The organism is Microbacterium sp. lyk4-40-TSB-66 (assembly GCF_030209475.1).
Taxonomy (GTDB): Bacteria; Actinomycetota; Actinomycetes; order Actinomycetales; family Microbacteriaceae; genus Microbacterium.
Map to the genome: position 1 here is coordinate 23560 of NZ_JARVRW010000006.1, position 23430 is coordinate 46989.

Sequence of the window (23430 nt, forward strand, 5' to 3'; positions counted from 1 at the left end):
CCATCGCGCGCACTGCTTCATGCACGCCGGTTGCGACCGGATCGATCAGCGGACGACGGTGCCGATCGCGCCCACCGACGCGTCGAGGGGCTGGCCCGACGCGTCGCGCTTCGCACCCGGCTCCGGCAGCGCCCGCACCGAGCCATCCGTCCCCACCGCGCGCGGTTCGGTTCCGACCCATGCGAGCACCAGCGCATCCTCGCCGCGCAGAAGGCGCTGCGCGCGCACACCGCCGGTGGCGCGTCCCTTCGCGGGGAACTCCGTGAAGGCCGAGACCTTCGCGCTGCCGGCGTCGGTTCCCGCGAGAGCGGCCGACGAGCCGGCCACGGTGACCACGACGGCGTCGAACGCCGACGCCCCCACGACGGCGAAGGCGATGGCGCGCGCTCCGTCCGACAGGCGGATGCCGGCCATACCCCCCGCCGAGCGACCCTGAGGCCGCACGGACGACGCGTCGAAGCGCAGCAGTTGCGCGTCGTCGGCGACGAACACCAGCTCCGCGTTGTCGCCCGCGGGGGCGGCTCCGACGACGCGGTCACCCTCGCGCAGCGCGATGATCTCGATCTCGTCCTTCGTGCCCAGTTCGCTCGCCGCGACACGCTTGACCACACCCTGTTCGGTACCGAGGGCGATGGTGGGTCCGTCGGTCAGGGGAACGAGGCCGACGACCGTTTCGCCCTTGCCGAGCGCCAGGTATTGCTCGACCTTCATGCCCGCGGCAACCTGCACCGAATTGGCCGGCACCGAGGGGAGGTCGACGGGGGAGAAGCGCACCAGGCGCCCGGCCGAGGTGACGGCGCCGACGTCGCCCCGCGTGGTGGTGTCGACGGCCGAGCGGATCGCGTCGTGCTTCGAGCGGCGGGTGGGCGCGACCACCCCGCCTCCCGGGGCGTCGGCGACGAGCTCGGCCCGCACCATGCGGCCGGTGGCCGACAGGTAGACGCGGCAGGGGGCGTCGGCGATCTGCAGGTCCGCGGCGGCGGCGGCCTTGGCCGAGCGGGGCTGCACGGGTCCGCCGTTGAGCAGCAGGGTCCGTCGAGGAGTGCCGTACGCCTCGGCCGCGGCATCCAGTTCTCGAGCCACCTGCTGTCGCAGCAGCGTCTCGCTGCCGAGCAACTCGACGAGCTGTGCGATCTCGGCGTTCAACTGGTCGCGCTCGGCTTCGAGCTCGATGCGCGAGAACTTCGTCAGTCGCCGCAGACGCAACTCGAGGATGTACTCCGCCTGCGGGTGCGAGAGGTCGAACACCTCCTGCAGCTTCGTGCGGGCCTGTTCGCCGTCGTCGGAGGAGCGGATGACCTGGATGACCTCGTCGATGTCGAGGATGGCGATGAGCAGGCCCTCGACGAGGTGCAGCCGTTCGCGCCGGCGGGCGAGGCGGTACTCGCTGCGGCGCGTGACGACGCGGATGCGGTGATCGAGGTACACGCGAAGGAGGTCGCGCAGCCCCAGGGTCTGCGGCTGCCCGTCGACCAGCGCGACGTTGTTGATGCCGAACGAGTCCTCGAGCGGCGTGAGCCGGTAGAGGTGTTCGAGGACGGCCTTCGGGTCGAACCCGGTCTTGATGCCGATGACCAAGCGCAGACCGTGGTGGCGGTCGGAGAGGTCGGTGACGTCGGCGATACCGGCCAGCTTCTTCGCCTGCACGGCGTCTTTGATCTTCTCGATCACCCGCTCCGCACCGACGAGGTAGGGGAGTTCCGTGATGACGATGCCCGTGCGACGCGGGCCGAGCGACTCGATCGACGCCTTCGCACGCGTGCGGAAAGTGCCGCGACCGTTCGTGTAGGCGTCCTTGATGCCGTCGAGCCCGACGATGATGCCGCCCGTGGGCAGGTCGGGGCCGGGGACGAACTCCATGAGCTCCTCCACCGTGGCATCCGGATGCTGGAGCAGGTGGATCGCTGCCGCCACGACCTCGATGAGGTTGTGCGGAGCCATGTTGGTGGCCATGCCGACCGCGATGCCCGTCGCCCCGTTCACGAGGAGGTTGGGGAAGGCCGCAGGCAGTACTTCGGGTTGCTGGAATTGGCCGTCGTAGTTCGGGATGAAGTCGACGACGTCTTCGTCGAGGTTCTCGGTGAGGGCCAGTGCCGGGGGAGCGAGGCGCGCCTCGGTGTAACGCGAGGCCGCCGGGCCGTCGTCGAGCGAGCCGAAGTTGCCATGGCCGTCGACCAGGGGCACGCGGAGCGTGAAGTGTTGCGCGAGGCGCACCAGGGCGTCGTAGATGGGCGCATCGCCGTGGGGGTGCAGCTTTCCCATGACCTCGCCGACGACGCGGGCGCTCTTGACGTGACCGCGGTCGGGCCGCAGGCCCATCTCGGCCATCTGGTACAGGATGCGGCGCTGCACGGGCTTGAGGCCGTCTCGGGCGTCGGGGAGTGCTCGCGAGTAGATGACCGAGTAGGCGTACTCGAGGAACGACCCCTGCATCTCGGTCGAGACATCGACGTCTTCGATGCGCTCGACGACGGGCGACGTCGCGGCGGAGGAGGAACGGGAATCGGGCATAGGAGGGCCTCGTGTCGGACGGGCGTCCGGGACGGACGGGAATCGGGAGCCGTGTGGAAGACTTGCCCCGATGTCACTCAGCTTACCGGCGGACCCGCCACGCTCTCGGAGCCTCACCGGTGTCCTGACGCAGTCCGTCGCGGCGATCGACGGGGCGTCCGAGTGGTTCGCGCCCGCGCGCAGCGTGATCGTCTTCCTCGTGGACGGTCTCGGCGCGCACAACCTGGCCGCACGTCGCGGTCACGCGCGGTTCCTGGCCGCCGCCGGTGGTCGTCGCGACGTCGCGCGGACCGTCTTCCCCTCGACCACGGCCGCAGCGCTCACCAGTCTCCTGACGGGGGCCGACCCCGGGGCGCACGGCATCGTCGGCTATCGCACGAGGATCCCCGGCACGCCGATCGCCTCCAACCAGCTCCACGGATGGGAGACCGACGGCCTCGATCCGCATACCTGGCAGCGTCGCGAGCCGCTCTTCGCGACCCTCGCCGATCGCGCGTTCGTCGTCTCCAAGCCGATGTACACCGCGAGCGGCTTCACCGAGGCGACACTGCGGGGCGCGGCGTTCCTCCCCTCCGACGATCTCGACGAGCGGGTGGCTATCGCGGCCGACCTGGCCGCTCGGCATCCGGGTTCGATCACCTACCTCTACGCTCCCGAGCTCGACACCGCCGGGCACCGTGACGGCTGGGAGTCCGACCGATGGACGGACGCGCTCGAGCGCGTCGACAGCGCCGCCCGCCGACTCGCCGAGGCCATCGATCCGCGCACCGGCGTGCTCGTCACCGCCGATCACGGCATGGTCGACGTGCCCGCGCACAAGCACGTCCTGCTGCGCGAGGGCGACCCCCTGCTCGAGGGCGTCGCGCTCATCGGCGGGGAGCCGCGCATGCTCCACCTCTACGCCGACGACGGACACGCGGATGCCGTGGCCACGGCGTGGAAAGAGCGCGAGGCCGGCCGCGCCTGGGTCATGACGCGCGACGAAGCGATCTCAGCCGGTCTCTTCGGCGCGGTCGACGACGAGGTGCGTCCTCGCATCGGCGATGTGTTGGTCGCCGCGCGCGGGCGTTTCGCCTACTACGACGACCGCGAGGCCGACAAGCGGCCGCAGCGCATGGTGGGCCAGCACGGCTCCCTCACCGACGAGGAGCGCACGGTCCCGCTCCTGCGCCTCGGCGCGTTCGCCTGAGACCCCCGGATGCCGGAGGCCCGGCATCCGTCGACCGCGCGCCGTCAGCTCTCGTCGGACCGTGCGCCGAAGACGATCTCGTCCCACGAGGGCATCGAGGGGCGTCCCTTGGCACGGCGGGCCGAGTCGGCCTGCGGACGTTCCGGCTCGGGCGTCGGCGTGACGGAGTCCTCGACGAGCCCCGGCTCGACCGCGTCGAACAGCGCCACCGGGGGACCCGACGGGCGCGCCTCCGGCTCGACCTCGGCGATGCCGGGCAACGGTTCGCGTTGTCCGCGGCGGCGACGGAGCGCCTCGAGCAGATCGGCGGTCTCGGCCGACGTCACAGGGGCGTCGGGGGCGCGCTTGATCGCGGCCGCCTGCACGGCCGGGGCGACCGGTCCCGTGGCCTCCACGCCCGGTTCGTCCTCGATGTCGAGGCGGCGCGGCCCGAAGGACCCGCTGTCGAAGCGCGAGTCGTCCTTCTGCACGGTGTCGAGGGCGCGCAGGCGCGGGATGAGGCCCTCGGGCAGCGAGCCCTGGCGCGAGAGCTGGATCGCGTCGGCGTTCTGGGGCGAGAGCGTGCTCCGGCGGGGATCGAATCCCCAGCGGGCATCGTGGTCGACGCCGTTGGCGGTGAACTCGAGCTTCACCAGCCAGCTCGCGCCCTCTTTCCAGCTCGTCCACCGCTCGGCCGAGGCGGCCGCCTCGGAGAGCTTGGCGCGGACGGCCGCGCCGAAGGTGATCGGGGCGTCGTGCTCGATCGTGCCACCGAGCAGCACCGGCACGGCGAGGGCCTGGCTGACGACGTGCTCGCGCTCGGCGAGCACAGGGCCCTCGAAGCGCTGGATGTCTTCGATGCGCGCGTTCAACAGAGACGCCACCTCGCGGGCGGACATGCCGGCCCGGATGTGCGCCTGGATCTCGCGGGGGCTGGGTCGCGGGGCGCGGTCGTCGTCTTCGCGATCCCGGCGCGCGCGGCGCGCTTCCACGCGCAGCACCTCGTCGAGTGCGAGGGCGAAGCGTTCGCCGGCCTGGGTCGCCACGACGAGGACGTCATCCTCGGTTCCGATGACTTTGAGCTGTTCCATGCGAAACACCCCTCCGATCTGCGGTCAGCGCCCATGCTGACATGCCCACCGCGTGCTTTCGGGAATATCGCGGGCGCGCCGCGAGTTTCACGCCTCGCCCGGCACGCATACCCCTCCGCGAGCATTTGCTTATCGAAGACGCGTCATGCAAACTATGGCCGCCCGATCGGGCACCCGATGGGGCACAGCACCACGAAATCCGGAAGTAGAGACCTTCACGCATGGCAACCGATTACGACGCACCGCGCAAGACCGAGGACGACAGCGAGTCGATCGAGGCCCTCAAGGAGCGCGTGCCCGACAAGGCGTCGGGGTCGATCGACAACGAGGATGCCGACAACCCCTCGGGCTTCGAACTGCCCGGCGCCGACCTCTCCGACATCGAGCTCGATGTCGTCGTCCTTCCCCCGCAGGAGGACGAGTTCACCTGCATGAGCTGCTTCCTCGTGAAGCACCGCTCCCAGATCGCTGAAGAGAGCGGCCCCGGCTTCATCTGCCTGGAGTGCGCAGCCTGACCTGAGCGCGCTGGATCGCCGCCACCAGGCGATCCGGCGTGCGGGTCGAGATGACCCACATCGGGGTCGGGTCGTCGGAATCGGTCACCGGCACGATGACGATCCCGTCGATCCCGCCGCGGATGACATGCCACGCCCGACGGTCCAGCCCGCTTCCGCGGGCGGTGCGGGCTTCCTCGGCCACGACGCCGACGGGCTCGCCGAGCAGGTCGACGGGAATGTGCGCGCGACCGGCGCGCAGTTCGCCGTCTCGCACCTCCACGACCGGCGACAGGGCGAGCAGCGCCACCACGATCGCCACCGACACGACCAGCCCGATGAACAGGGCAAGGGTGGTGTCGAGCGGCGAGAAGACCACGGCGGCCATGGGCCCGCACACGGCGGCGGCGACCAGCGCCCACAGGGACGGACTCAGACGCTCGCGATACTCGGCTGCGGTGCGGATGCCGCACCCCCTCTTCTGCATTACCCTCGTGGGGTGACCGAAACGGTGGACGTCCTCATTGTCGCATCCGAGCCCCCGGTCTTCGCCCACCCGGGTGACGCCGGTGCCGACCTGACCGCCGCCGAGGCCGTTCGTCTCGAACCCGGTCGCCGCGCGCTCGTGTCGACGGGTGTGCGGATCGCCCTCCCGCAGGGACACGCGGCCTTCGTCGTTCCGCGCAGCGGCCTCGCCGCCAAACACGGCATCACCATCGTCAACGCGCCCGGCACGATCGACGCCGGTTATCGCGGCGAGATCAAGGTGGCGCTTTTGAACACCGACCTCGACGAGGCCTATGACATCGCGGTCGGCGACCGCATCGCCCAGTTGATCGTGTTGCCCGTCCCGCCCGTGCGCTTCGTCCCCGTCGACGACCTTCCCGACAGCGCGCGCGGCGACGGCGGCTTCGGATCGAGCGGATACCAGAGCTTGCAAGGGAGCACCCGATGACCGATGAGACGCAGACCACCCCCGAGGGGGAGCAGCCCGCGACCGACCTCGCCCCGCCCGCCAAGAGCGCGCCGCTCGACCGCGAGAGCGCCGGGCCCTTCGACGAGGCCGAAGCGAACCCCGTGCGCCCCTACATCGACCTCGGCGGCATCAAGATCCTGCCCCGCGAGGGCCTGAACCTCCGCCTCGAGGTCGAGGAGCAGACCAAGCGCATCGTCGCCGTCGGCCTCGACTACGCCGACTCGACCCTTCAGGTGCAGCCTTTCGCCGCCCCGCGCACGAGCGGCCTGTGGGAAGAGACGCGCGAGCAGATCCGTCAGCAGGTGAAGCAGCAGGGTGGCCGCGTCGAGGAGCGAGAAGGCCCGCTCGGACCCGAGCTGCTCGCCGAGGTGCCCGTCATGGCCGGTGCCGACGTCGCCTCGCAGCGTCTCGCCCGTTTCGTCGGCGTCGACGGCCCGCGCTGGTTCCTGCGCGGAGTCGTCGGAGGGGCGGCGACCAGCGACATCGAGGCCGCGGCCGCGGTCGAGGACCTGTTCCGATCGATCGTCGTCGTGCGCGGCACCTCGCCCATGCCGCCGCGCGATCTGATCCCGCTCCGGATGCCGGGCACCACCGGCACCGCATGAGCGACGACCCGAACCGGCCCTCGGCCGACCGCGACCGCGTTCCGCTCGAGCCGCCCACCGCCGCGGAGACCATGGGGGCCGCTCTCGGGAGCGCCGCGCGGCGCGCCGGCCTCGACCCGGCCCAGCACGGCTCGACCGGTGCGGCCGTGTGGTCGGCGATGGGCGGGGTGCGCGGCATCCTCGAATCGGTTCTGCCCTCGCTGGCGTTCGTCGTGCTGTTCACGCTCACCATCGATCCCGAGACACGCCAGGGCAATCTCTGGCTGAGCCTCGGCGTATCGGTGGGCCTCGCCGTCGTGTTCACCCTCGCGAGGCTCATCGCCAAGTCGCCGCCGAGTGCAGCGATCGGCGGCCTGCTCGCGACGGCCGGCGCCGCGGTGCTCGCGCTCGTGACGGGTCGCGGGCAGGACAACTTCGTCTTCGGCTTCTTCACCAACGGCGCCTACGGCACGGCATTCCTCGTGTCGGCGCTGGTCGGCTGGCCGCTGATCGGTCTGGCCGCGGGCTACCTGCTGGGGGAGGGCACGCGCTGGCGCAGCGACCCTCGCAAGCGTCGGGCGTACACGTGGCTCTCGCTCGCGTGGGCGGCCCTGTTCGCCGCGCGCCTGATCGTGCAACTGCCGCTGTATTTCGCGGGCGACGTGACCGCGCTCGGCACGTTGAAGATCGTGATGGGTCTGCCCCTGTTCGCCCCGATGCTCGCGGTGACGTGGCTCGTGGTGCGTTCTCTCTCACCTCGCCGAGAGTCCTGATATTATCTTGACATCAAGATAAATCCGTCGCTCCGCGCGGTTAGGTCGACCTTCCTGGAATCGGCCTCGCAGCGCGGGGAAGATGGGAAGCAGCGGGCCCACGCCTGCGCATTCGCCGACGAAGGAGACGATCGTGTCCACGGTTGACAGCTTCGGTGCAAAAAGCACCCTGACAGTCGGCAGCACCGACTACGAGATCTTCCGTATCGACACGGTCGCCGGTCACGAGAAGCTCCCCTTCAGCCTCAAGGTTCTGCTCGAGAACCTGCTGCGCACGGAGGACGGCGCCAACGTCACCAAGGAGCAGATCCAGGCGCTCGGTTCGTGGGTGCCCACGGCCGACCCCGACACCGAGATCCAGTTCACCCCCGCGCGCGTGGTGATGCAGGACTTCACGGGCGTCCCCTGCATCGTCGACCTCGCCACCATGCGCGAGGCCGTGACCGCCCTCGGCGGCGACCCCAACAAGATCAACCCGCTCTCGCCCGCCGAGATGGTCATCGACCACTCGGTGATCGCCGACCTCTTCGGCAGCGAGAACGCCCTCGAGCGCAACGTCGAGATCGAGTACGAGCGCAACGGCGAGCGGTACCAGTTCCTGCGCTGGGGCCAGACCGCCTTCGACGACTTCAAGGTCGTCCCCCCGGGCACCGGCATCGTGCACCAGGTCAACATCGAGCACCTCGCCAAGGTCATCTACGACCGCACGGTCGACGGCGTCCTGCGCGCCTACCCCGACACCTGCGTCGGCACCGACTCGCACACCACGATGGTCAACGGCCTCGGCGTGCTCGGCTGGGGCGTCGGCGGCATCGAGGCCGAGGCGGCCATGCTCGGCCAGCCCGTGTCGATGCTCATCCCGCGCGTCGTCGGCTTCAAGCTCTCGGGCGAGATCCCCGCGGGCGTCACGGCGACCGACGTCGTGCTCACCATCACCGACATGCTCCGCAAGCACGGCGTCGTCGGCAAGTTCGTCGAGTTCTACGGCGAGGGCGTCGCCTCGGTGCCCCTGGCCAACCGCGCCACCATCGGCAACATGAGCCCCGAGTTCGGCTCGACCGCCGCCATGTTCCCCATCGACGACGTGACGATCGACTACCTGCGCCTGACGGGCCGCGACGAGCAGACCCTCGAGCTCGTCGAGGCGTACGCCAAGGAGCAGAAGCTTTGGCACGACCCCGACCGCGAGCTCGCCTTCAGCGAGTTCATGGAGCTCGACCTGTCGACGGTGGTCCCCTCGATCGCCGGCCCGAAGCGTCCGCAGGACCGCATCCTGCTCTCCGAGGCCAAGTCGCAGTTCGAGAAGGACATCTTGAACTACGCCGGCGGCGCGGTGACCGACTCCGTCGTCGACCTCGAGGTCGACGGCACCTTCCCGGCATCCGATCCCGGTTCGGTTCCCGGCGAGGAGCACGAGCACGTCACCGAGAGCGACGTCCTCATCTCGTCCGGCCACCCCGCCAACGCCTCCAACCCGATCAAGGTGACGACCCCCGAGGGTCAGTCGTACCTGCTCGACAACGGAGCGGTGACGCTGGCTGCGATCACCTCCTGCACGAACACGTCGAACCCGTCGGTCATGATCGCGGCGGGCCTGCTCGCCAAGAACGCCGTCGACAAGGGCCTCAAGCGCAAGCCGTGGGTCAAGACGACTCTCGGCCCGGGCTCGAAGGTCGTCACCGATTACTACGAGAAGTCCGGTCTCGACAAGGCGCTCGAGGGCCTCGACTTCTACACCGTCGGCTACGGCTGCACGATCTGCATCGGCAACTCCGGCCCGCTGATCGAAGAGGTCTCCGAGGCCGTCAACGAGAACGACCTGGCCGTCACGGCCGTGCTCTCGGGCAACCGCAACTTCGAGGGCCGCATCAGCCCCGACGTGAAGATGAACTATCTGGCATCCCCGCCGCTGGTGGTCGCCTACGCCCTCGCCGGTTCGATGAACTTCGACTTCGAGACCGACTCTCTGGGCACCGACCAGAACGGCGACGACGTCTTCCTGAAGGACATCTGGCCCGCACCCGACCAGGTGCAGACCATCATCGACGCGTCGATCTCGCGCGAGCAGTTCATCCAGCAGTACGCCACCGTCTTCGAGGGCGACGAGCGCTGGAAGAACCTGCCCACCCCGACCGGCCCGATCTTCGAGTGGGATGCCGACTCCACGTACGTGCGCAAGGCCCCGTACTTCGACGGCATGACCATGCAGCCCGACCCGGTGCGCGACATCACCGGGGCGCGTGTCATGGCCACGCTCGGCGACTCGGTCACGACCGACCACATCAGCCCGGCCGGCAACATCAAGGCGGGCACCCCCGCCGCGCAGTACCTGACCGAGCACGGCGTCGCGCAGAAGGACTTCAACTCCTACGGCTCGCGTCGTGGCAACCACGAGGTCATGATCCGCGGCACCTTCGCCAACATCCGCCTGAAGAACGAGATGGTCGCGGCCGTCAACGACGGCCAGGTCGTCGAGGGCAGCTGGACCCGAGACTTCACCCAGGAGGGCGGCCCGAAGTCGTACATCTACGACGCGTGCCAGAACTACCAGGAGCAGGAGACCCCGCTGGTCATCTTCGGCGGCAAGGAGTACGGCTCGGGCTCGTCGCGCGACTGGGCGGCGAAGGGCACGAAGCTCCTCGGCGTGAAGGCCGTCATCACCGAGAGCTTCGAGCGCATCCACCGCTCGAACCTCATCGGCATGGGCGTCGTGCCGCTGCAGTTCCCCGCCGGCGAGACCTGGAAGTCGCTGGGACTCGACGGCACCGAGGTCATCTCGATCGAGGGCCTCGAGCAGCTGAACGAGGGCGTCACCCCCAAGACGGTGAAGGTCACCGCCGAGCCGAGCGAGTTCTCGCCCGAGGGCAAGCAGACCGTGACGTTCGACGCCGTGGTCCGCATCGACACCCCCGGTGAGGCCGACTACTACCGCAACGGCGGCATCCTGCAGTACGTGCTGCGCTCGCTCGTCTGACACACCCTGACCGCGCCCCGGGAGCTTCGGCCCCCGGGGCGCGTTCGCGTCTGCGGCGTGAGTCGTCGGGATTAGTCGCTGCGCCGACGGCAAAGGCGACCATTTCCGGCGACTCACGCTCTCGTCGCAGCGCCGCCCGCAAGCCGTTGCCGAGCCCGGCGCACCCCCCGAGACTAGAATTCATCTGGACGTGCACCACTGCGCGCACCGCACGAGAGGAGTCGGATGGCTCTCCTGCCCGGCATTCATGGACCGCGCGACCTCGACGCGCTCACCCCCGACGAGTTGCGCCAGCTGGCCGCTGAGGTGCGCTCGTTCCTCGTCGAGAACGTCGCCCGCACCGGCGGACACCTCGGTCCGAACCTCGGCGTCGTCGAACTGACGATCGCCCTGCACAAGGTGTTCGACTCGCCGTCCGACCCCATCATCTTCGACACCGGCCACCAGTCGTACGTGCACAAGATGCTCACCGGTCGACAGGACTTCTCGGCCCTGCGCTCGCGCGGCGGCCTCGCGGGCTACCCTCAGCGCTCCGAGAGCGAGCATGACGTCGTGGAGTCCTCCCACGCCTCGAGCTCCCTCAGCTGGGCCGACGGTGTCTCGCGCGCCTTCAGCCGCACCGGTCGCCGTGACCGGCATGTCGTGGCCGTCGTCGGCGACGGTGCCCTCACGGGCGGGATGACATGGGAGGCGCTCAACAACATCAGCGACGACAACGACCGCAACCTCGTCATCGTCGTCAACGACAACGGCCGCTCCTACGCCCCCACCATCGGCGGCATGGCGCGCTACCTCAACCGGGTGCGTACCAACGACGCGTACCGCACGCTGCACCGCGGCTCCGACACGCTGTTCCGCCGCCTCGGTCCCGCTGCCCGCGCGGTCTATCGCGGTGTGCGCGGCGGCACGCACGGCTTCCTGTCGCGCTTCACGAACAACGAAGCGCTCTACAGCAACCTCGACATCAAGTACCTCGGCCCCATCGACGGTCACGACTTCGAGTCCCTCATCGAGACCCTCGAGCTGGCCAAGTCGTACGGTGCCCCGGTCATCGTGCACGCGATCACCGACAAGGGCAGCGGGTACGCCCCCGCCATGAGCGACGTGGCCGACCAATTCCACGCCGTGGGCAAGATCGACCCGATCACCGGAGAGGCGCTCGGCGCCGGCGGCGGCCTGCAATGGACCGACGTCTTCGCGGAAGAGCTGGTGAAGGTCGGCGCCGAACGGGACGACGTCATCGCGATGACCGCGGCGATGCTGCGCCCCACCGGGTTGCAGCAGTTCGCCGAGCGCTTCCCCGAGCGGGTCTACGACGTCGGCATCGCCGAACAGCACGCGGTCGCCTCGGCCGCCGGTCTCGCCTTCGGCGGTCTGCACCCCGTCGTCGCCATCTACGCCACCTTCATGAACCGTGCCTTCGACCAAGTCATGATGGACGTCGCGCTGCACAAGGCGGGCGTGACCTTCGTGCTCGACCGCGCCGGCGTCACCGGCCCCGACGGCCCGAGCCACCACGGCATCTGGGACCTCGCCATGCTGCAGCTCGTCCCCGGCATCCGCATCGCCGCCCCGCGCGACGCCACCCGCCTGCGCGAGGTGTTCCGTGAGGCGACGGCCGTCGAGGACGCACCCACCGTGGTGCGCTACCCCAAGGGCAAGGTGAACGACGACGTCGAGGCCATCGAGCGTCTCCCCGACGGCGTCGACGTGCTGCGGCGCGGAGCCGGCGAAGACGTGCTGTTGATCGGCATCGGCCCGATGGTCCACCTCGCCCTCGAGGTCGCCGAGCGACTCGAGGCGCAGGGCATCGGCGCGACCGTCATCGACCCGCGCTGGGCCATCCCCGTGCAGCCGTCGATCGTCGACCTCGCACGCGACCACCGCCTCGTCATCACCATCGAGGACGGCATCCGCGTCGGCGGTGTCGGCACCCGCGTGCGGCAGGTGCTGCGCGAAGCGGGAGTGGACACGGCCGTCGACGAACTCGGCATCCCCGACGAATTCATCGATCACGCCACGCGCGAGCAGATCTTCGAGGACGCCGGTCTCACGGCATCCAAGATCGCCCACGACGTCGTCGCCCAGGTGCTCGGTACCCGCATCCCCATGGCGCGGCAGACGCCCACAGGGTCGATCCCCACGATCGAGCAGTGGGAGAAGTCGCGGCCGTAGAGCTGTCCACGTACGACGGCGGCGCCACCCCTCGGGGACGGCGCCGCTGTCGTAACCGGGGTCAGGCCCCGATGCCGCGAATGGGCGGATGGTGGAACGTGTCGCCGAAGGCGCGCTCCGACGCCCCCTCGCGATCGAGGTAGGGCGAGGCCCCGCCGTCGATGAAGGGCCAGCCGGCGCCGAGGATGAGGCACAGGTCGATGTCCTGCACCTCGGGCACCACGCCTTCGTCGAGCATGACCTTGATCTCCTGGGCGAGGCCGTCCTGCACACGGGCGAGGATCGTCTCGGGTGCGACGGCCGTCTTGCCGGTCACGAGCACCTTCTGCGCGGCCTTGGTCCAACCGGTCACCCGGCCGCCCTTGTCCTTCTCGACGACCTCGGCCTTGCCGTCCGCTCCAGAAAGCGCCGCGAGCTCGTGGAAGTTCTCCGACGAGAAGAACCGATCGGGGAAGGCGTTCGCCATCGTGTCCTGCACGTGGGCGGCGACCTTCCAGCCGACCAGGTCGATGAGCTGGAACGGACCCATCGGCAGGCCGAGGGGCGCGAACGCCTTCTCCACCACCGTGATCGGCGTTCCCTCGTAGACCGCGCGTGCGGCCTCACCCATCACCTTGGCGAGCAGACGGTTCACCACGAAGCCCGGCGCGTCGGCGGTGAGCACCGCGTTCTTGCCGAGACCCTTCGCGACGACGAAAGCCGTCGAGAGAGCGGCGTCGGATGTGGCATCCGTCTTCACGACCTCGATGAGCGGCATCACCGCGACGGGGTTGAAGAAATGGAAGCCGACCAGGCGCTCGGGGTTCTGCAGCACCGAGCCGATCTCGGCGACGGACAGCGACGAGGTGTTGGTCGCGAGGATGGCATCATCGGCCACGATCTTCTCGATGGCGGAGAAGACCTCCTGCTTGACGCCCACCTCTTCGAACACGGCCTCGATGACGAAGTCGCAGTCGGCGAACTCCGAACGGTCGGTCGTGCCGTGCACGAGGGCGCGCAGCTGATTGGCGGTGTCGCCGTCCAGGCGACCCTTCGCCTCGAGCTTGCCGATCTCTTCGCGGATGGATGCCACGCCCTTGTCGACCCGACCCTGATCGAGGTCGGTGATGATCACGGGAACCCGCAGCTTGCGCACGAACAGCAGCGCGAACTGCGAGGCCATGAGTCCCGCACCGATGACGCCGACCTTCGTGACCTTCTTCGCCAGCGTCTTGTCGGGCGCCCCGACCGGACGCTTGGCGCGCTTCTGCACGAGATCGAAGGCATACATGGATGCCGCGAACTGATCGCCCGTGATGAGCTCGGCCAATGCTTCGTCTTCCCGCGCGAAGCCCTCGGCCTTGGTGCCGCTCTTCGCCTTGTCGAGCAGGTCGAGCGCGACGTAGGGGGAGCGGGGCACGGTGCCGATCTTCGACTCGAGCATGCCGCGGGCCATCTTGATGGCGATGGGCCACTTGGTCAGGCGCTCGAGCTTGCCGGGCTCGTTCTTGCGCTCCACGCGCACCCGGCCGGTGAGCACGCCGTCGGCCCAGCGCAGCGAATCCTCGAGGTAGGAGGCCGCCGGGAAGATGGCATCCATGATCCCGAGGTCGAACGCCTGCTGGGGCTTGAGCATGCGGTTCTGCTTGAGCGGATTCGAGACGACGACCTCGAGCGCGTTCTCGATGCCGATGAGGTTCGGCAGCAGGTAGGCGCCGCCCCACCCGGGGATGATGCCGAGGAACACCTCGGGCAGGGCGATCGCCGCGGCCGAGGAGTCGACCGTGCGGTAGGTCGAGTTGAGTGCGATCTCGAGGCCACCGCCGAGGGCGAGTCCGTTCACGAAGGCGAACGAGGGCACGCCGAGCTCCGACAACGAGCCGATCACCTGGTGACCTCGCTGCGCGATCAGGCGTGCGACATCCTTCGAGGGCAGCTTCGCCACGTCGGACAGGTCGGCGCCCGCGGCGAGGATGTACTGCTTGCCCGTGATCGCGACCGCGTGGATCTCACCCGCGACCGCACGCTTCTTCAGCGTCTCGAGCGTCTGCCCGAGCTCGGCCAGAGTCGCCGGTCCCAGCGTGTTCGGCCGCGTGTGATCGCGCCCGTTGTCGAGCGTGATTAGTGCGAGCACGTGGCCTGAAGGCAGCCGCACGTCACGGACGGGGGAGTGGGTGACCACTTCGTCGCCGGTGAGGGCGTCGAGGGGTGTGAAGTCGATGAGTGCGTAGTCGGTCACTTGCGCTTCTTCTTTCCGTCGAAGAACGGGTTCTCCCAGATGACCGAGCCGCCCTGACCGAGACCCACGCACATGGCGGTGAGGCCGTAGCGCACATCGGGACGCTCGGCGAATTGCGCGGCGAGCTGGATCATGAGACGGACTCCGGATGCCGCGAGCGGATGGCCCAGAGCGATGGCGCCGCCCCAGGCGTTCACGCGCGGGTCGTCGTCGGCGATGCCGAAGTGATCGAGCAGCGAGATCACCTGGATGGCGAACGCCTCGTTCAGCTCGAACAGACCGATGTCGTCGATCGTGAGACCGGCTTTCTTGAGGGCCTTCTCGGTCGAGGGGATCGGGCCGATGCCCATGATCTCGGGCTCGACGCCCGCGAAGGCGAACGAGACCATGCGCATCTTCGGCGCAAGGCCGAACTCCTTCACGGCGCCCGCACCGGCGAGCAGGCTGATCGTCGCGCCGTCGGTGAGGGGCGAGGAGGTGCCGGCCGTCACGCGCCCGTGCGGGCGGAACGGCGTCTTGAGCGTCGCGAGACCCTCGACCGTCGTCTCGGGGCGACGCCCCTCGTCTTCGGTGGCGAGCCCCCACGCGCCCGCGGCGTCCTTGACGGCGATCGGGACCAGGTCGGGCTGGATCTTTCCCGCCTCATACGCGGCCTGCACCTTGTGCTGGCTCGCGGCGCCGAAGCGGTCGGCGCGCTCCTTCGTGAGGTGCGGGAAGCGATCGTGGATGCGCTCGGCGGTGACGCCCATGTTCAGCGCACCCGGGTCGACGAGCTTCTCGGCCACGAAGCGCGGGTTGGGGTCGACGTTACCGCCGATGGGGTGGCGACCCATGTGCTCGACGCCGCCGGCGAGGGCGAGGTCGTACATGCCGACGCCGATCGACGCACCCATCGTCGTGACGCTCGTCATGGCGCCCGCGCACATGCGCTCGATCGCGAGACCGGGCACGGTCATCGGCAGGCCCGCGAGGATCGCCGCCGTCCGTCCCAGGGTCAGTCCCTGGTCACCGGTCTGCGAGGTCGCGGCGATCGCCACGTCGTCGATCCGGTCCTTGGGCACGTCGCCGTTGCGCTCCATCAACCCGATGATCGCCTTGACCACCAGATCGTCGGCGCGGGTGTTCCAGTACATGCCTTTTTCGCCGGCGCGCCCGAAGGGGGTGCGCATTCCGTCGACGAAGAAGACGTCCGTCATCTCGGCCACTCTGCCTCCTGTGTTGGGGATGATCCCAGCCTAGGAAGGCCGTTTCGCGCCCGGGAATCGGTTGTCCGAACCTACGAATCCTCGGCGGGGGCGTCGTCGTCCGCGTTGAGGGAAGCTACAAAGCTATCCGCGATCACCTGTGCGGTCTGATCAATCTGCCAGGGTCGCGCACCCAGGTCGGCGAGGGCCGCGCCGATCGACTCGGCTGTCACCTCGGCGGGCGGAGCCCACGCCACGCGGCGCAGCGTCTCGGGTGTGAGGAGGTTCTCGGTCGGCATCCGCAGCTCTTCCGCGCGCGCCTCGACCGCCGGACGCGCGGCCTTCAGTCGCCGGTCGGCCTCGGGGTTGCGGTCGACCCATGCGCGCGGAGGCGGCAGCGTGTCGCTCGGAACGCGGTCGGCGGGGAGGTCCGTCGCCTCGCGGCCCGCCACGATGGCGTTCCACCACCGGTCAAGCTGCGTGCGGCTGGCCCTCCCGTTGAATTCCTTCACACCGGCCAGCGCCTGCTTGCTCGCCGGGTCGGCCAGGACCGCCGCCACCAGGGCACGATCGGGCACCAGACGACCCGGAGCGACATCCTGCTCCCGTGCGTAATCCTCACGGGCCTGCCAGAGCGAACGGGCGACGGCGAGGGAGCGACGCCCGCGCACCGAGTGCAGACCGCTGAGACGACGCCAGGGGTCGTCGCGTGCGGGCTTGGGGAGGCGCTCGAGCACCGCCTGGAACTCCTGCCGGGCGAACTCCGTCTTGCGCTGCTCCTCGAGTTCGGCCACGAGCACGTCGCGCACGTCGATGAGGTGCTCCACGTCGAGGGCGGCGTACTCGAGCCAGGATGCCGGCAGCGGGCGCGTCGACCAGTCGGCGGCCGAGTGGGCCTTGGCCAGGGTGATGCCCAGGGTCTGCTCGACGACGGCGCCGAGGCCCACGCGCTCGTGACCGAGCACGCGGGAGCCCAGCTCGGTGTCGAAGATGGACGGCGGCTCGAGACCGCGCTCGCGCAGAGAAGGCAGGTCCTGGCTCGCCGCGTGGAACACCCATTCGGCGTCGCCGATCGCCGCCTGCAGCGGCGCGAAGTCCTCGATGGTCGACGGGTCGAACAGGAAGACGCCCGCCCCGCGCCGGAACACCTGGATGAGGTAGGCCCGTTGCGAATAGCGGAACCCCGACGCCCGTTCGACGTCGACCGCGACGGGACCGTGCCCGCCCGCCAGTGCCTCGCACGCGGAGCTGAGCCCCGCGGCATCCTCGATGACGATGTACTCAACCACGCGTGGGCCTCCGGGCTCCGAACACTGAGACACCCTCCGACCCCGGGGGGAGGCCGGCGAGCATGCACACGAGCTCCGCCCACGCCTCGAGGTGCGGGCGGAAGGGACCGCGCGGCGACCATGACGCGCGAAGTTCGATCTGCGACCCCTCGCCTTGCGACGCGAGGGCGCCGAAGCCGGTGGACAGGGTCTTGGTGGCCGTGCCCGACTCCGAGTGCCGCTCGGCTCCGCGGGAGTCGAGGGCGTCGATGAGCCACGACCAGGCCACCTCCGCCAGAAGGGGATCGACACCGATCTCGGGCTCGAGGGGAGCCTGCGCGAAGCAGACGATGCGCCACGCCCCGCCCCACGGCTCCGGCTCCTCGGGGTCGTGCAGCAAGATGAAGCGACCTGTACCGAAGGGCGAATCCGTGGCGTGTTCCTCGGGTCGCACATCACCGGCCAACGCCAGCGAGAACGGTGCGAGCCCCGCCGGAGACGGGATCTCCCGCACGACCAGATCTTCGCGGAAGGTGGTGCCGTGCACCTCTTCGGCTGCCCGCGCGAAGGGGCTGGCGGCCTCCGCCGCGCGCTGGTCACTCACGGCCACAGACTAGAGTGAGGCCTCGATGAACGCTCCCAGGCGCGCCGCAGATCTCCGCGCAACGCAACGCGGAGCGACCGGCATCCGGATCGCCCTGTCGGCTCTGGGTCTGACTCTCGCCGCTTCGGCGGCCGCCGTCGGCGCGGTGTCGCTGCGCGTGGCCCGCACCGTCGTGCAGCCCGCGGGCCGCGTGCCCGACACGCGCATCGTGCGCGTGGACGCTGCCGCACAGACCATCACCCTCGCGCGCACACCCGACACGGCCCTGCCGGGGAGGTACGGCCTGTTCACGGTCGGCTCGGTCGACTACGTCCGCCTCGGGTCCATCGTCGGCGAAGACGAGACCACGGTGACCCGCAAACTGCTCACGCATGTCGCCTCCGACGGCGACCTCGCACCGGATGCCGCCTTGAGCGGGTGGTACTACGACCGCCCCGAACAGGTGCATCGCCCGTTCCGCACGGTCGACATCGACACCGGCGTCGGCCCCTGCCCCGCCTGGGAGTTCGCGGCCCCGGCGGCGACGGACGTGTGGGTGATCCAGGTGCACGGGCGCGGTACGACGAAGGCCGAGGCGCTGCGGGCGGTCCCCGTCTTCCACGACCTGGGCATCACCAGCCTCGTCGTGTCGTATCGCGACGACGGCGAGGCGCCGAAGAGTGCCTCCGGCACCTACGCGCTCGGAGCCACAGAGTGGCGGGACCTCGATGCCGCCATCGGGTACGCGCGTCGCCAGGGCGCCCGACACGTCATCGTCATGGGGTGGTCGATGGGCGGCGCGCTCGCTCTGCAGGCGGCGCTCGAGTCTCCCCACGCCGATGTCATCGCGGGGCTCGTGCTCGAATCGCCAGTCATCGACTGGCGCACGGTGCTCCGCTTCCACGGCCGGCTCATGCGCCTGCCTGCGCCGGTGATCGCCGTCGCCCAGAACGCCCTCGCGTCGAACTGGGGCGCGGCCGTCCTGGGCAGCGGCGAGGCGATCCCCCTTGACCGTCTCGACGGCGTGGCACGTGCCCGCGAGCTCCGGCATCCGATGCTCGTGCTTCACAGCGACGACGACGGATTCGTACCGTCCGACGCGTCGCACGCGCTGGCCGCGGCCCGGCCCGACCTCGTCACGATGGAGACCTTCCACGTGGCACGCCACACGAAGCTGTGGAACTACGACGAGACCCGCTGGGTCACCGCCATCGCGGACTGGGTACGGGCGCAAGGTCTCGCCCGCGACTGATGCCGGCGGACGGTCGGCCGAGGCCTGGACCGGCGTAGGTGCGGCTTTCTCTTCGGTCCAGGCGGGATCGGCCGTTCGAGGCGGGATCGGCCGTTCGGGGCGGGATCGGCCGTTCGGGGCCGTCTTTTCACGCCCCGACGCGCGAGAACCGCCCCGAACCCGGAGACGTGGGACTCAGGCGGCGCGCTTCGCGCCGACCTGACGCTTCACGCGCATCAGCATCCCCGTCATCCCGGCGATACGTAGCGGGCTCACGGCGCGGGTGAGGCCGATGCTCTGCGGGTAATCGTCGGGCACGGAGAGCACCTCGTCGGCGCTGAGCCCCGTGAGCCCCTGCGCGAGGATGCTCGCGAAACCACGCGTGGTCGGCGCCTCGGCCGGAGCGGTGGCGTGCATCGCGACGCTGTCGTCGGCGTCGACCGTGACGATGATGTACACCGGCGACTGGCACTCGACGACCCGCTCGCGCATCTCGGGGTGGTCGGCGTACTCCGCCGGCACCTCGGGGAGCTCCTGCGAGAACTCCAGCAGCAGCTGCAGCCGGTCGGGCTCGTCGAGCTCGAGGAACTCGTCGCGGATCTCGGCGAGGCGGGTGGGGAGGGCGTTGGCGGACATCACCGTCATCCTCCCACGCCCACCGCGCTCCGGCTCGTCGGCGGCCTCAGCGCCCGGGCACCTCGCCGGGCTCGGCGCCCGAGACGATGGGCACGCGGACCGCGCTGCCCCACTCGGTCCACGAGCCGTCGTAGTTGCGCACGTCGTCGAACCCGAGGAGGTGACGCAGGACGAACCACGTGTGGCTCGACCGTTCACCGATGCGGCAGTACGCCACGACCTTGTCGCCGTCCTTCAGGCCCGCGCCGTCGCGGTAGATGGCATCCAGTTCCGCACGCGACTTGAACCCGCCGTCCTCGGCCACGGCCTTGCCCCACGGCACGCTCTGTGCGCTCGGGATGTGCCCGGCGCGCAGCGCCCCCTCCTCGGGGTAGGCGGGAGCCGTCGTGCGCTCGCCCGAGTACTCCTCCGGCGAGCGGACGTCGATGAGCGGATCGCCCAGGTGGCGGAGCACGTCGTCCTTGTAGGCGCGGATGACGGAGTCGTCGCGCTCGACCACCGGGTAGTCGGTGGCCTCGACCACCGTCTTGTCGGTCGTGATCGGGCGCCCCTCGGCGATCCACTTGTCGCGGCCGCCGTCGAGCAGGCGCACGTCGTCGTGGCCGAACAGCGAGAACACCCACAGCGCGTAGGCGGCCCACCAGTTGTTCTTGTCGCCGTAGATGACGACCGTGTCGTCGCGCGAGATCCCCTTGCGACTCAGCAGCTGCGCGAACCCCTCGCCGTCGACGTAGTCGCGGACGACGGGGTCGTTCAGCTCCGTGTGCCAGTCCACCTTCACGGCACCGGGGATGTGCCCCGTCTCGTAGAGCAGGACGTCTTCGTCGGACTCGACCACGACCAGACCCGGCCGGCCGAGGCGTTCCTGCAGCCACTCACCGGTGACGAGGCGGCCGGGCTCGGCGTACTCGGCGAACTTGGGCGAGGTGGTGTCGAACTCGACGGTCACGGGATCTCCTCGGTCAGGGCGATGGATGCGGCGGCATAGGCTGGACACCGCACCTTCGACCCTAGATCCGCCGTGTCGGGGCACGCACCCTCCCGTAAGACTTGGACACAGGACGGCCATGACCTCGACTCCCGCAACGACAGGGCTCATCCACCTCACCGAGCGCGAGCCGGCCGTCTCGGGAGCCGAGATGGTCAGTGCCCTCGTGCCCCCGCCGCAGTTCGACGGCGCGACCTTCGAGTCCTACCGGGCGGATGCCGCATACCCGTCGCAGCAGGAGGCGAAGGAGCTGCTGCAGGCGTTCGCGGGCAGGCAGTCGGCACCGGCGAAGAAGGGCGGGTTCTTCCGCCGGGCCGAGAAGGCACCGCCGGTCAAGCCGGGCGTGTACCTCGACGGCGGGTTCGGTGTCGGAAAGACGCACCTGCTGGCCTCGATCTACCACGCGATGCCGGCCCGCCGGAAGTACTTCGGCTCGTTCATCGAATACACGGCGCTGGTCGGCGTGCTCGGCTACGCGAAGGCCGTAGAGCTGTTCCGCGGCTCCGACCTGCTCTGCATCGACGAGTTCGAGCTCGACGACCCGGGCGACACGATGGTGATGACCCGCCTGCTGGGCGAGCTGGTGGCATCCGGAACGCGGCTCGCCGCGACCTCGAACACCCCTCCCAACGCGCTCGGCGAGGGGCGGTTCGCCGCTCAGGACTTCCTCCGCGAGATCCAGTCGATGTCCGACAGCTTCCGCACCATCCGCATCGACGGCACCGATTACCGCCAGCGCGCCATCGACGGTGCGGCCCGCGTGCTCGGCGACGACGAGTACCGACAGGCGGTGGATGCCGCCTCCGCCGGGGGAGTGGCATCCGATGACGCGTTCTCGGAGCTCGTGGGTCACCTCGCGCGCGTGCACCCCTCACGGTTCATCCGCCTCATCGACGGCGTCACCACGATCGGCCTGCGCGACGTGCAGGTGCTGCACGACCAGTCGGCCGCGTTGCGCCTCGTCGCCTTCGTCGACCGCGCCTACGACGCGCAGATCCCGATCCGGGCGACCGGTGTGCCGTTGAGCAGCGTGTTCAGCGATGAGATGCTGGGCGGCGGCTACCGCAAGAAGTATTTGCGCGCGGTGTCGCGCATGGTGGCGCTCACGCATTCGTGAGCCGCTCATCAGCGGTCTGAAGGTGCGCGAAACGCAGTGTTTACCGGAGTGAGCGCTCTGTAACGTGCCCGAAACACGAGGCGAACGCCGACGGTAACCGGGGGTCGGAACACTGAGGGGACCCGACGCTTTACCTGCGTCCCTGCAGAGAGGTTCCCTCCGAGATGGATCAAGGCAACACCGCATTCATCCTGATAGCAGCGGCACTCGTGCTGCTCATGACGCCAGGACTCGCATTCTTCTACGGCGGCCTCGTCAAGGCCAAGAGCGTCATCAGCATGATGATGATGAGCTTCGGCGCGATGGGACTCATGGGCGTTCTGTGGGTGCTCTACGGGTACTCCATCGCCTTCCCCAGCACCGCTGAGGGCACCACCCAGGTGCCCTGGACGATCGACTTCACCAACTTCGGCCTCGCCAGCGTGCTCGAGACGCCCGAGGGTGCCGCCTACCCGCCCCTCGCGTTCGTCGCCTTCCAGGCCACCTTCGCCATCATCACCGTCGCGCTCGTCTCGGGCGCCATCGCCGACCGCGCCAAGTTCGGCGCGTGGATGGTCTTCGCGGCCATCTGGGCCACGGTCGTGTACTTCCCCGTCGCCAGCTGGGTGTTCAACTTCGGCCTCGCCGACGACGCGTCCTTCTCGTACGGCGGCTGGATCACCCACGGCATGCAGGACGCCTTCGGCGTCGGAGCGATCGACTTCGCCGGTGGAACCGCGGTGCACATCAACGCCGGTGCCGCAGCCCTCGCCCTCGCCCTGGTTCTCGGCAAGCGCGTCGGGTTCCAGAAGGGCGCGCACGTCCCCCACAACCCGCCGTTCGTGCTGCTGGGTGCGGGCCTGCTGTGGTTCGGCTGGTTCGGCTTCAACGCCGGCTCCGAGCTCGCCGCCGACAACACCGCCGCCCTCGCGTTCGTCAACACGATCGCCGCTCCCGCCGCAGCCCTGCTCGCATGGTTGATCGTCGAGAAGATCAAGGACGGCAAGCCCACCTCGGTCGGCGCCGCCTCCGGTGCCGTCGCGGGTCTGGTAGCCATCACCCCCGCCTGCGCCTCGCTGACGCCGGTCTGGGCGATCGTCCTCGGCCTCGTCGCCGGTGCGGTCTGCGCGCTCGCGATCGAGCTGAAGTTCAAGCTCGGCTTCGACGACTCGCTCGACGTGGTCGGCATCCACCTCGTCGGTGGTCTGATCGGAACGCTGTACCTCGGCATCTTCGCCAACGGCACCGGTCTCATCTACAGCGGCTCGCTCACGCAGCTGATGGTGCAGGCCATCGCCGCCTTCGCCGTCATGATCTACTCGTTCGTGCTCGCCTTCGTCATCGGCTTCGCGGTCGACAAGACGATCGGCTTCCGCGTGAAGAACGAGGACGAGATCGCTGGCATCGACACCGTCGTGCACGGTGAAGAGGGCTACGTGCTCTCCGACACCCGCGGCTGATCCGCTTCACCCCGTCCGGG

Annotated in this window: 19 protein-coding genes; 10 read left to right on the top strand and 9 right to left on the bottom strand. The window is 69.6% G+C overall.

The window, feature by feature from the left end; translation table 11 throughout:
* Nucleotides 1-45: 45 nt before the first annotated feature.
* Nucleotides 46-2511: a DNA gyrase/topoisomerase IV subunit A gene (locus QRO03_RS10280; RefSeq protein WP_285137409.1), complete on the bottom strand. Its 2466-nt coding sequence runs from the start codon at nt 2509-2511 to the stop codon at nt 46-48.
* Between the two features lie 70 nt (nt 2512-2581).
* Between QRO03_RS10280 and QRO03_RS10285 the strand changes: the two genes are divergently transcribed.
* On the top strand, nt 2582-3700 hold the full coding sequence (locus QRO03_RS10285) for an alkaline phosphatase family protein (protein ID WP_285137410.1): 1119 nt from the start codon (nt 2582-2584) through the stop codon (nt 3698-3700).
* 44 nt (nt 3701-3744) lie between these two features.
* Here QRO03_RS10285 and sepH read toward each other — a convergent pair whose 3' ends face one another.
* Nucleotides 3745-4770 carry a septation protein SepH gene (gene sepH / locus QRO03_RS10290; protein ID WP_285137411.1) on the bottom strand — a complete coding sequence of 342 codons (1026 nt, stop codon included), beginning with the start codon at nt 4768-4770 and terminating at the stop codon, nt 3745-3747.
* Between the two features lie 221 nt (nt 4771-4991).
* Between sepH and QRO03_RS10295 the strand changes: the two genes are divergently transcribed.
* A complete protein-coding gene (locus QRO03_RS10295) occupies nt 4992-5285 on the top strand; it encodes a DUF4193 domain-containing protein (protein WP_055954659.1) in 294 nt (97 codons plus the stop codon).
* On the opposite strand, the gene QRO03_RS10300 is transcribed toward QRO03_RS10295, so the two are convergent.
* Nucleotides 5260-5751 (bottom strand): DUF3093 domain-containing protein, encoded by a 492-nt coding sequence (locus QRO03_RS10300; RefSeq protein ID WP_285137412.1) that lies wholly within the window; start codon nt 5749-5751, stop codon nt 5260-5262. The genes QRO03_RS10295 and QRO03_RS10300 overlap by 26 nt on opposite strands.
* Before the next feature lie 12 nt (nt 5752-5763).
* Here QRO03_RS10300 and dut point away from each other — a divergent pair, with 12 nt between their 5' ends.
* The 5 genes from dut to dxs all read left to right on the top strand — a co-directional run bounded on the left by dut (nt 5764) and on the right by dxs (nt 12746).
* Nucleotides 5764-6219, top strand: a complete 456-nt coding sequence (dut, locus tag QRO03_RS10305; protein ID WP_285137413.1) for a dUTP diphosphatase — start codon at nt 5764-5766, stop codon at nt 6217-6219.
* Nucleotides 6216-6845: a DUF3710 domain-containing protein gene (locus QRO03_RS10310; protein ID WP_285137414.1), complete on the top strand. Its 630-nt coding sequence runs from the start codon at nt 6216-6218 to the stop codon at nt 6843-6845. The genes dut and QRO03_RS10310 overlap by 4 nt, the downstream gene beginning before the upstream one ends.
* The gene (locus QRO03_RS10315; protein WP_285137415.1) at nt 6842-7597 is read left to right on the top strand and encodes a DUF3159 domain-containing protein; all 756 of its coding nucleotides are present in this window, start codon (nt 6842-6844) and stop codon (nt 7595-7597) included. Before QRO03_RS10310 ends, QRO03_RS10315 begins: the two co-directional genes overlap by 4 nt.
* A gap of 133 nt (nt 7598-7730) precedes the next feature.
* Complete coding sequence (gene acnA / locus QRO03_RS10320) at nt 7731-10571, top strand: aconitate hydratase AcnA (RefSeq protein ID WP_285137416.1); 2841 nt, start codon at nt 7731-7733, stop codon at nt 10569-10571.
* Between the two features lie 225 nt (nt 10572-10796).
* Nucleotides 10797-12746 (top strand): 1-deoxy-D-xylulose-5-phosphate synthase, encoded by a 1950-nt coding sequence (gene dxs / locus QRO03_RS10325; RefSeq protein WP_285137417.1) that lies wholly within the window; start codon nt 10797-10799, stop codon nt 12744-12746.
* Between the two features lie 61 nt (nt 12747-12807).
* Here dxs and QRO03_RS10330 read toward each other — a convergent pair whose 3' ends face one another.
* The 4 genes from QRO03_RS10330 to QRO03_RS10345 form a co-directional block, all read right to left on the bottom strand.
* Nucleotides 12808-14964, bottom strand: coding sequence for a 3-hydroxyacyl-CoA dehydrogenase NAD-binding domain-containing protein (locus QRO03_RS10330; RefSeq protein WP_285137418.1), 2157 nt, complete (start codon nt 14962-14964; stop codon nt 12808-12810).
* Nucleotides 14961-16169, bottom strand: coding sequence for a thiolase family protein (locus QRO03_RS10335; RefSeq protein ID WP_285137419.1), 1209 nt, complete (start codon nt 16167-16169; stop codon nt 14961-14963). The genes QRO03_RS10330 and QRO03_RS10335 overlap by 4 nt, the downstream gene beginning before the upstream one ends.
* A gap of 71 nt (nt 16170-16240) precedes the next feature.
* Nucleotides 16241-17437 (bottom strand): ribonuclease D, encoded by a 1197-nt coding sequence (locus QRO03_RS10340; protein WP_285137420.1) that lies wholly within the window; start codon nt 17435-17437, stop codon nt 16241-16243.
* A complete protein-coding gene (locus tag QRO03_RS10345) occupies nt 17430-18020 on the bottom strand; it encodes a DUF3000 domain-containing protein (protein ID WP_285137421.1) in 591 nt (196 codons plus the stop codon). Before QRO03_RS10345 ends, QRO03_RS10340 begins: the two co-directional genes overlap by 8 nt.
* A gap of 25 nt (nt 18021-18045) precedes the next feature.
* Between QRO03_RS10345 and QRO03_RS10350 the strand changes: the two genes are divergently transcribed.
* The gene (locus tag QRO03_RS10350; protein ID WP_285137422.1) at nt 18046-19251 is read left to right on the top strand and encodes an alpha/beta hydrolase family protein; all 1206 of its coding nucleotides are present in this window, start codon (nt 18046-18048) and stop codon (nt 19249-19251) included.
* Between the two features lie 174 nt (nt 19252-19425).
* On the opposite strand, the gene QRO03_RS10355 is transcribed toward QRO03_RS10350, so the two are convergent.
* Together QRO03_RS10355 and QRO03_RS10360 are read right to left on the bottom strand one after the other, a co-directional pair.
* Nucleotides 19426-19866, bottom strand: coding sequence for a SufE family protein (locus QRO03_RS10355; RefSeq protein WP_285137423.1), 441 nt, complete (start codon nt 19864-19866; stop codon nt 19426-19428).
* 46 nt (nt 19867-19912) lie between these two features.
* Nucleotides 19913-20815 carry a sulfurtransferase gene (locus QRO03_RS10360; RefSeq protein WP_285137424.1) on the bottom strand — a complete coding sequence of 301 codons (903 nt, stop codon included), beginning with the start codon at nt 20813-20815 and terminating at the stop codon, nt 19913-19915.
* A gap of 118 nt (nt 20816-20933) precedes the next feature.
* Between QRO03_RS10360 and zapE the strand changes: the two genes are divergently transcribed.
* Both zapE and QRO03_RS10370 read left to right on the top strand, forming a co-directional pair.
* Nucleotides 20934-21971 (top strand): cell division protein ZapE, encoded by a 1038-nt coding sequence (gene zapE / locus QRO03_RS10365; protein WP_285137425.1) that lies wholly within the window; start codon nt 20934-20936, stop codon nt 21969-21971.
* 164 nt (nt 21972-22135) lie between these two features.
* Complete coding sequence (locus tag QRO03_RS10370) at nt 22136-23410, top strand: ammonium transporter (protein ID WP_285137426.1); 1275 nt, start codon at nt 22136-22138, stop codon at nt 23408-23410.
* Nucleotides 23411-23430: the final 20 nt, after the last annotated feature.

Bases quoted from the DNA above. Each gene is read 5' to 3' on its own strand.
- QRO03_RS10280 (WP_285137409.1), bottom strand. From the start codon at position 2,511: ATGCCCGATTCCCGTTCCTCCTCCGCCGCGACGTCGCCCGTCGTCGAG.
- QRO03_RS10285 (WP_285137410.1), top strand. From the start codon at position 2,582: ATGTCACTCAGCTTACCGGCGGACCCGCCACGCTCTCGGAGCCTCACC.
- sepH (WP_285137411.1), bottom strand. From the start codon at position 4,770: ATGGAACAGCTCAAAGTCATCGGAACCGAGGATGACGTCCTCGTCGTG.
- QRO03_RS10295 (WP_055954659.1), top strand. From the start codon at position 4,992: ATGGCAACCGATTACGACGCACCGCGCAAGACCGAGGACGACAGCGAG.
- QRO03_RS10300 (WP_285137412.1), bottom strand. From the start codon at position 5,751: ATGCAGAAGAGGGGGTGCGGCATCCGCACCGCAGCCGAGTATCGCGAG.
- QRO03_RS10310 (WP_285137414.1), top strand. From the start codon at position 6,216: ATGACCGATGAGACGCAGACCACCCCCGAGGGGGAGCAGCCCGCGACC.
- QRO03_RS10315 (WP_285137415.1), top strand. From the start codon at position 6,842: ATGAGCGACGACCCGAACCGGCCCTCGGCCGACCGCGACCGCGTTCCG.
- dxs (WP_285137417.1), top strand. From the start codon at position 10,797: ATGGCTCTCCTGCCCGGCATTCATGGACCGCGCGACCTCGACGCGCTC.
- QRO03_RS10350 (WP_285137422.1), top strand. From the start codon at position 18,046: ATGAACGCTCCCAGGCGCGCCGCAGATCTCCGCGCAACGCAACGCGGA.
- QRO03_RS10355 (WP_285137423.1), bottom strand. From the start codon at position 19,866: ATGTCCGCCAACGCCCTCCCCACCCGCCTCGCCGAGATCCGCGACGAG.
- zapE (WP_285137425.1), top strand. From the start codon at position 20,934: ATGACCTCGACTCCCGCAACGACAGGGCTCATCCACCTCACCGAGCGC.
- QRO03_RS10370 (WP_285137426.1), top strand. From the start codon at position 22,136: ATGGATCAAGGCAACACCGCATTCATCCTGATAGCAGCGGCACTCGTG.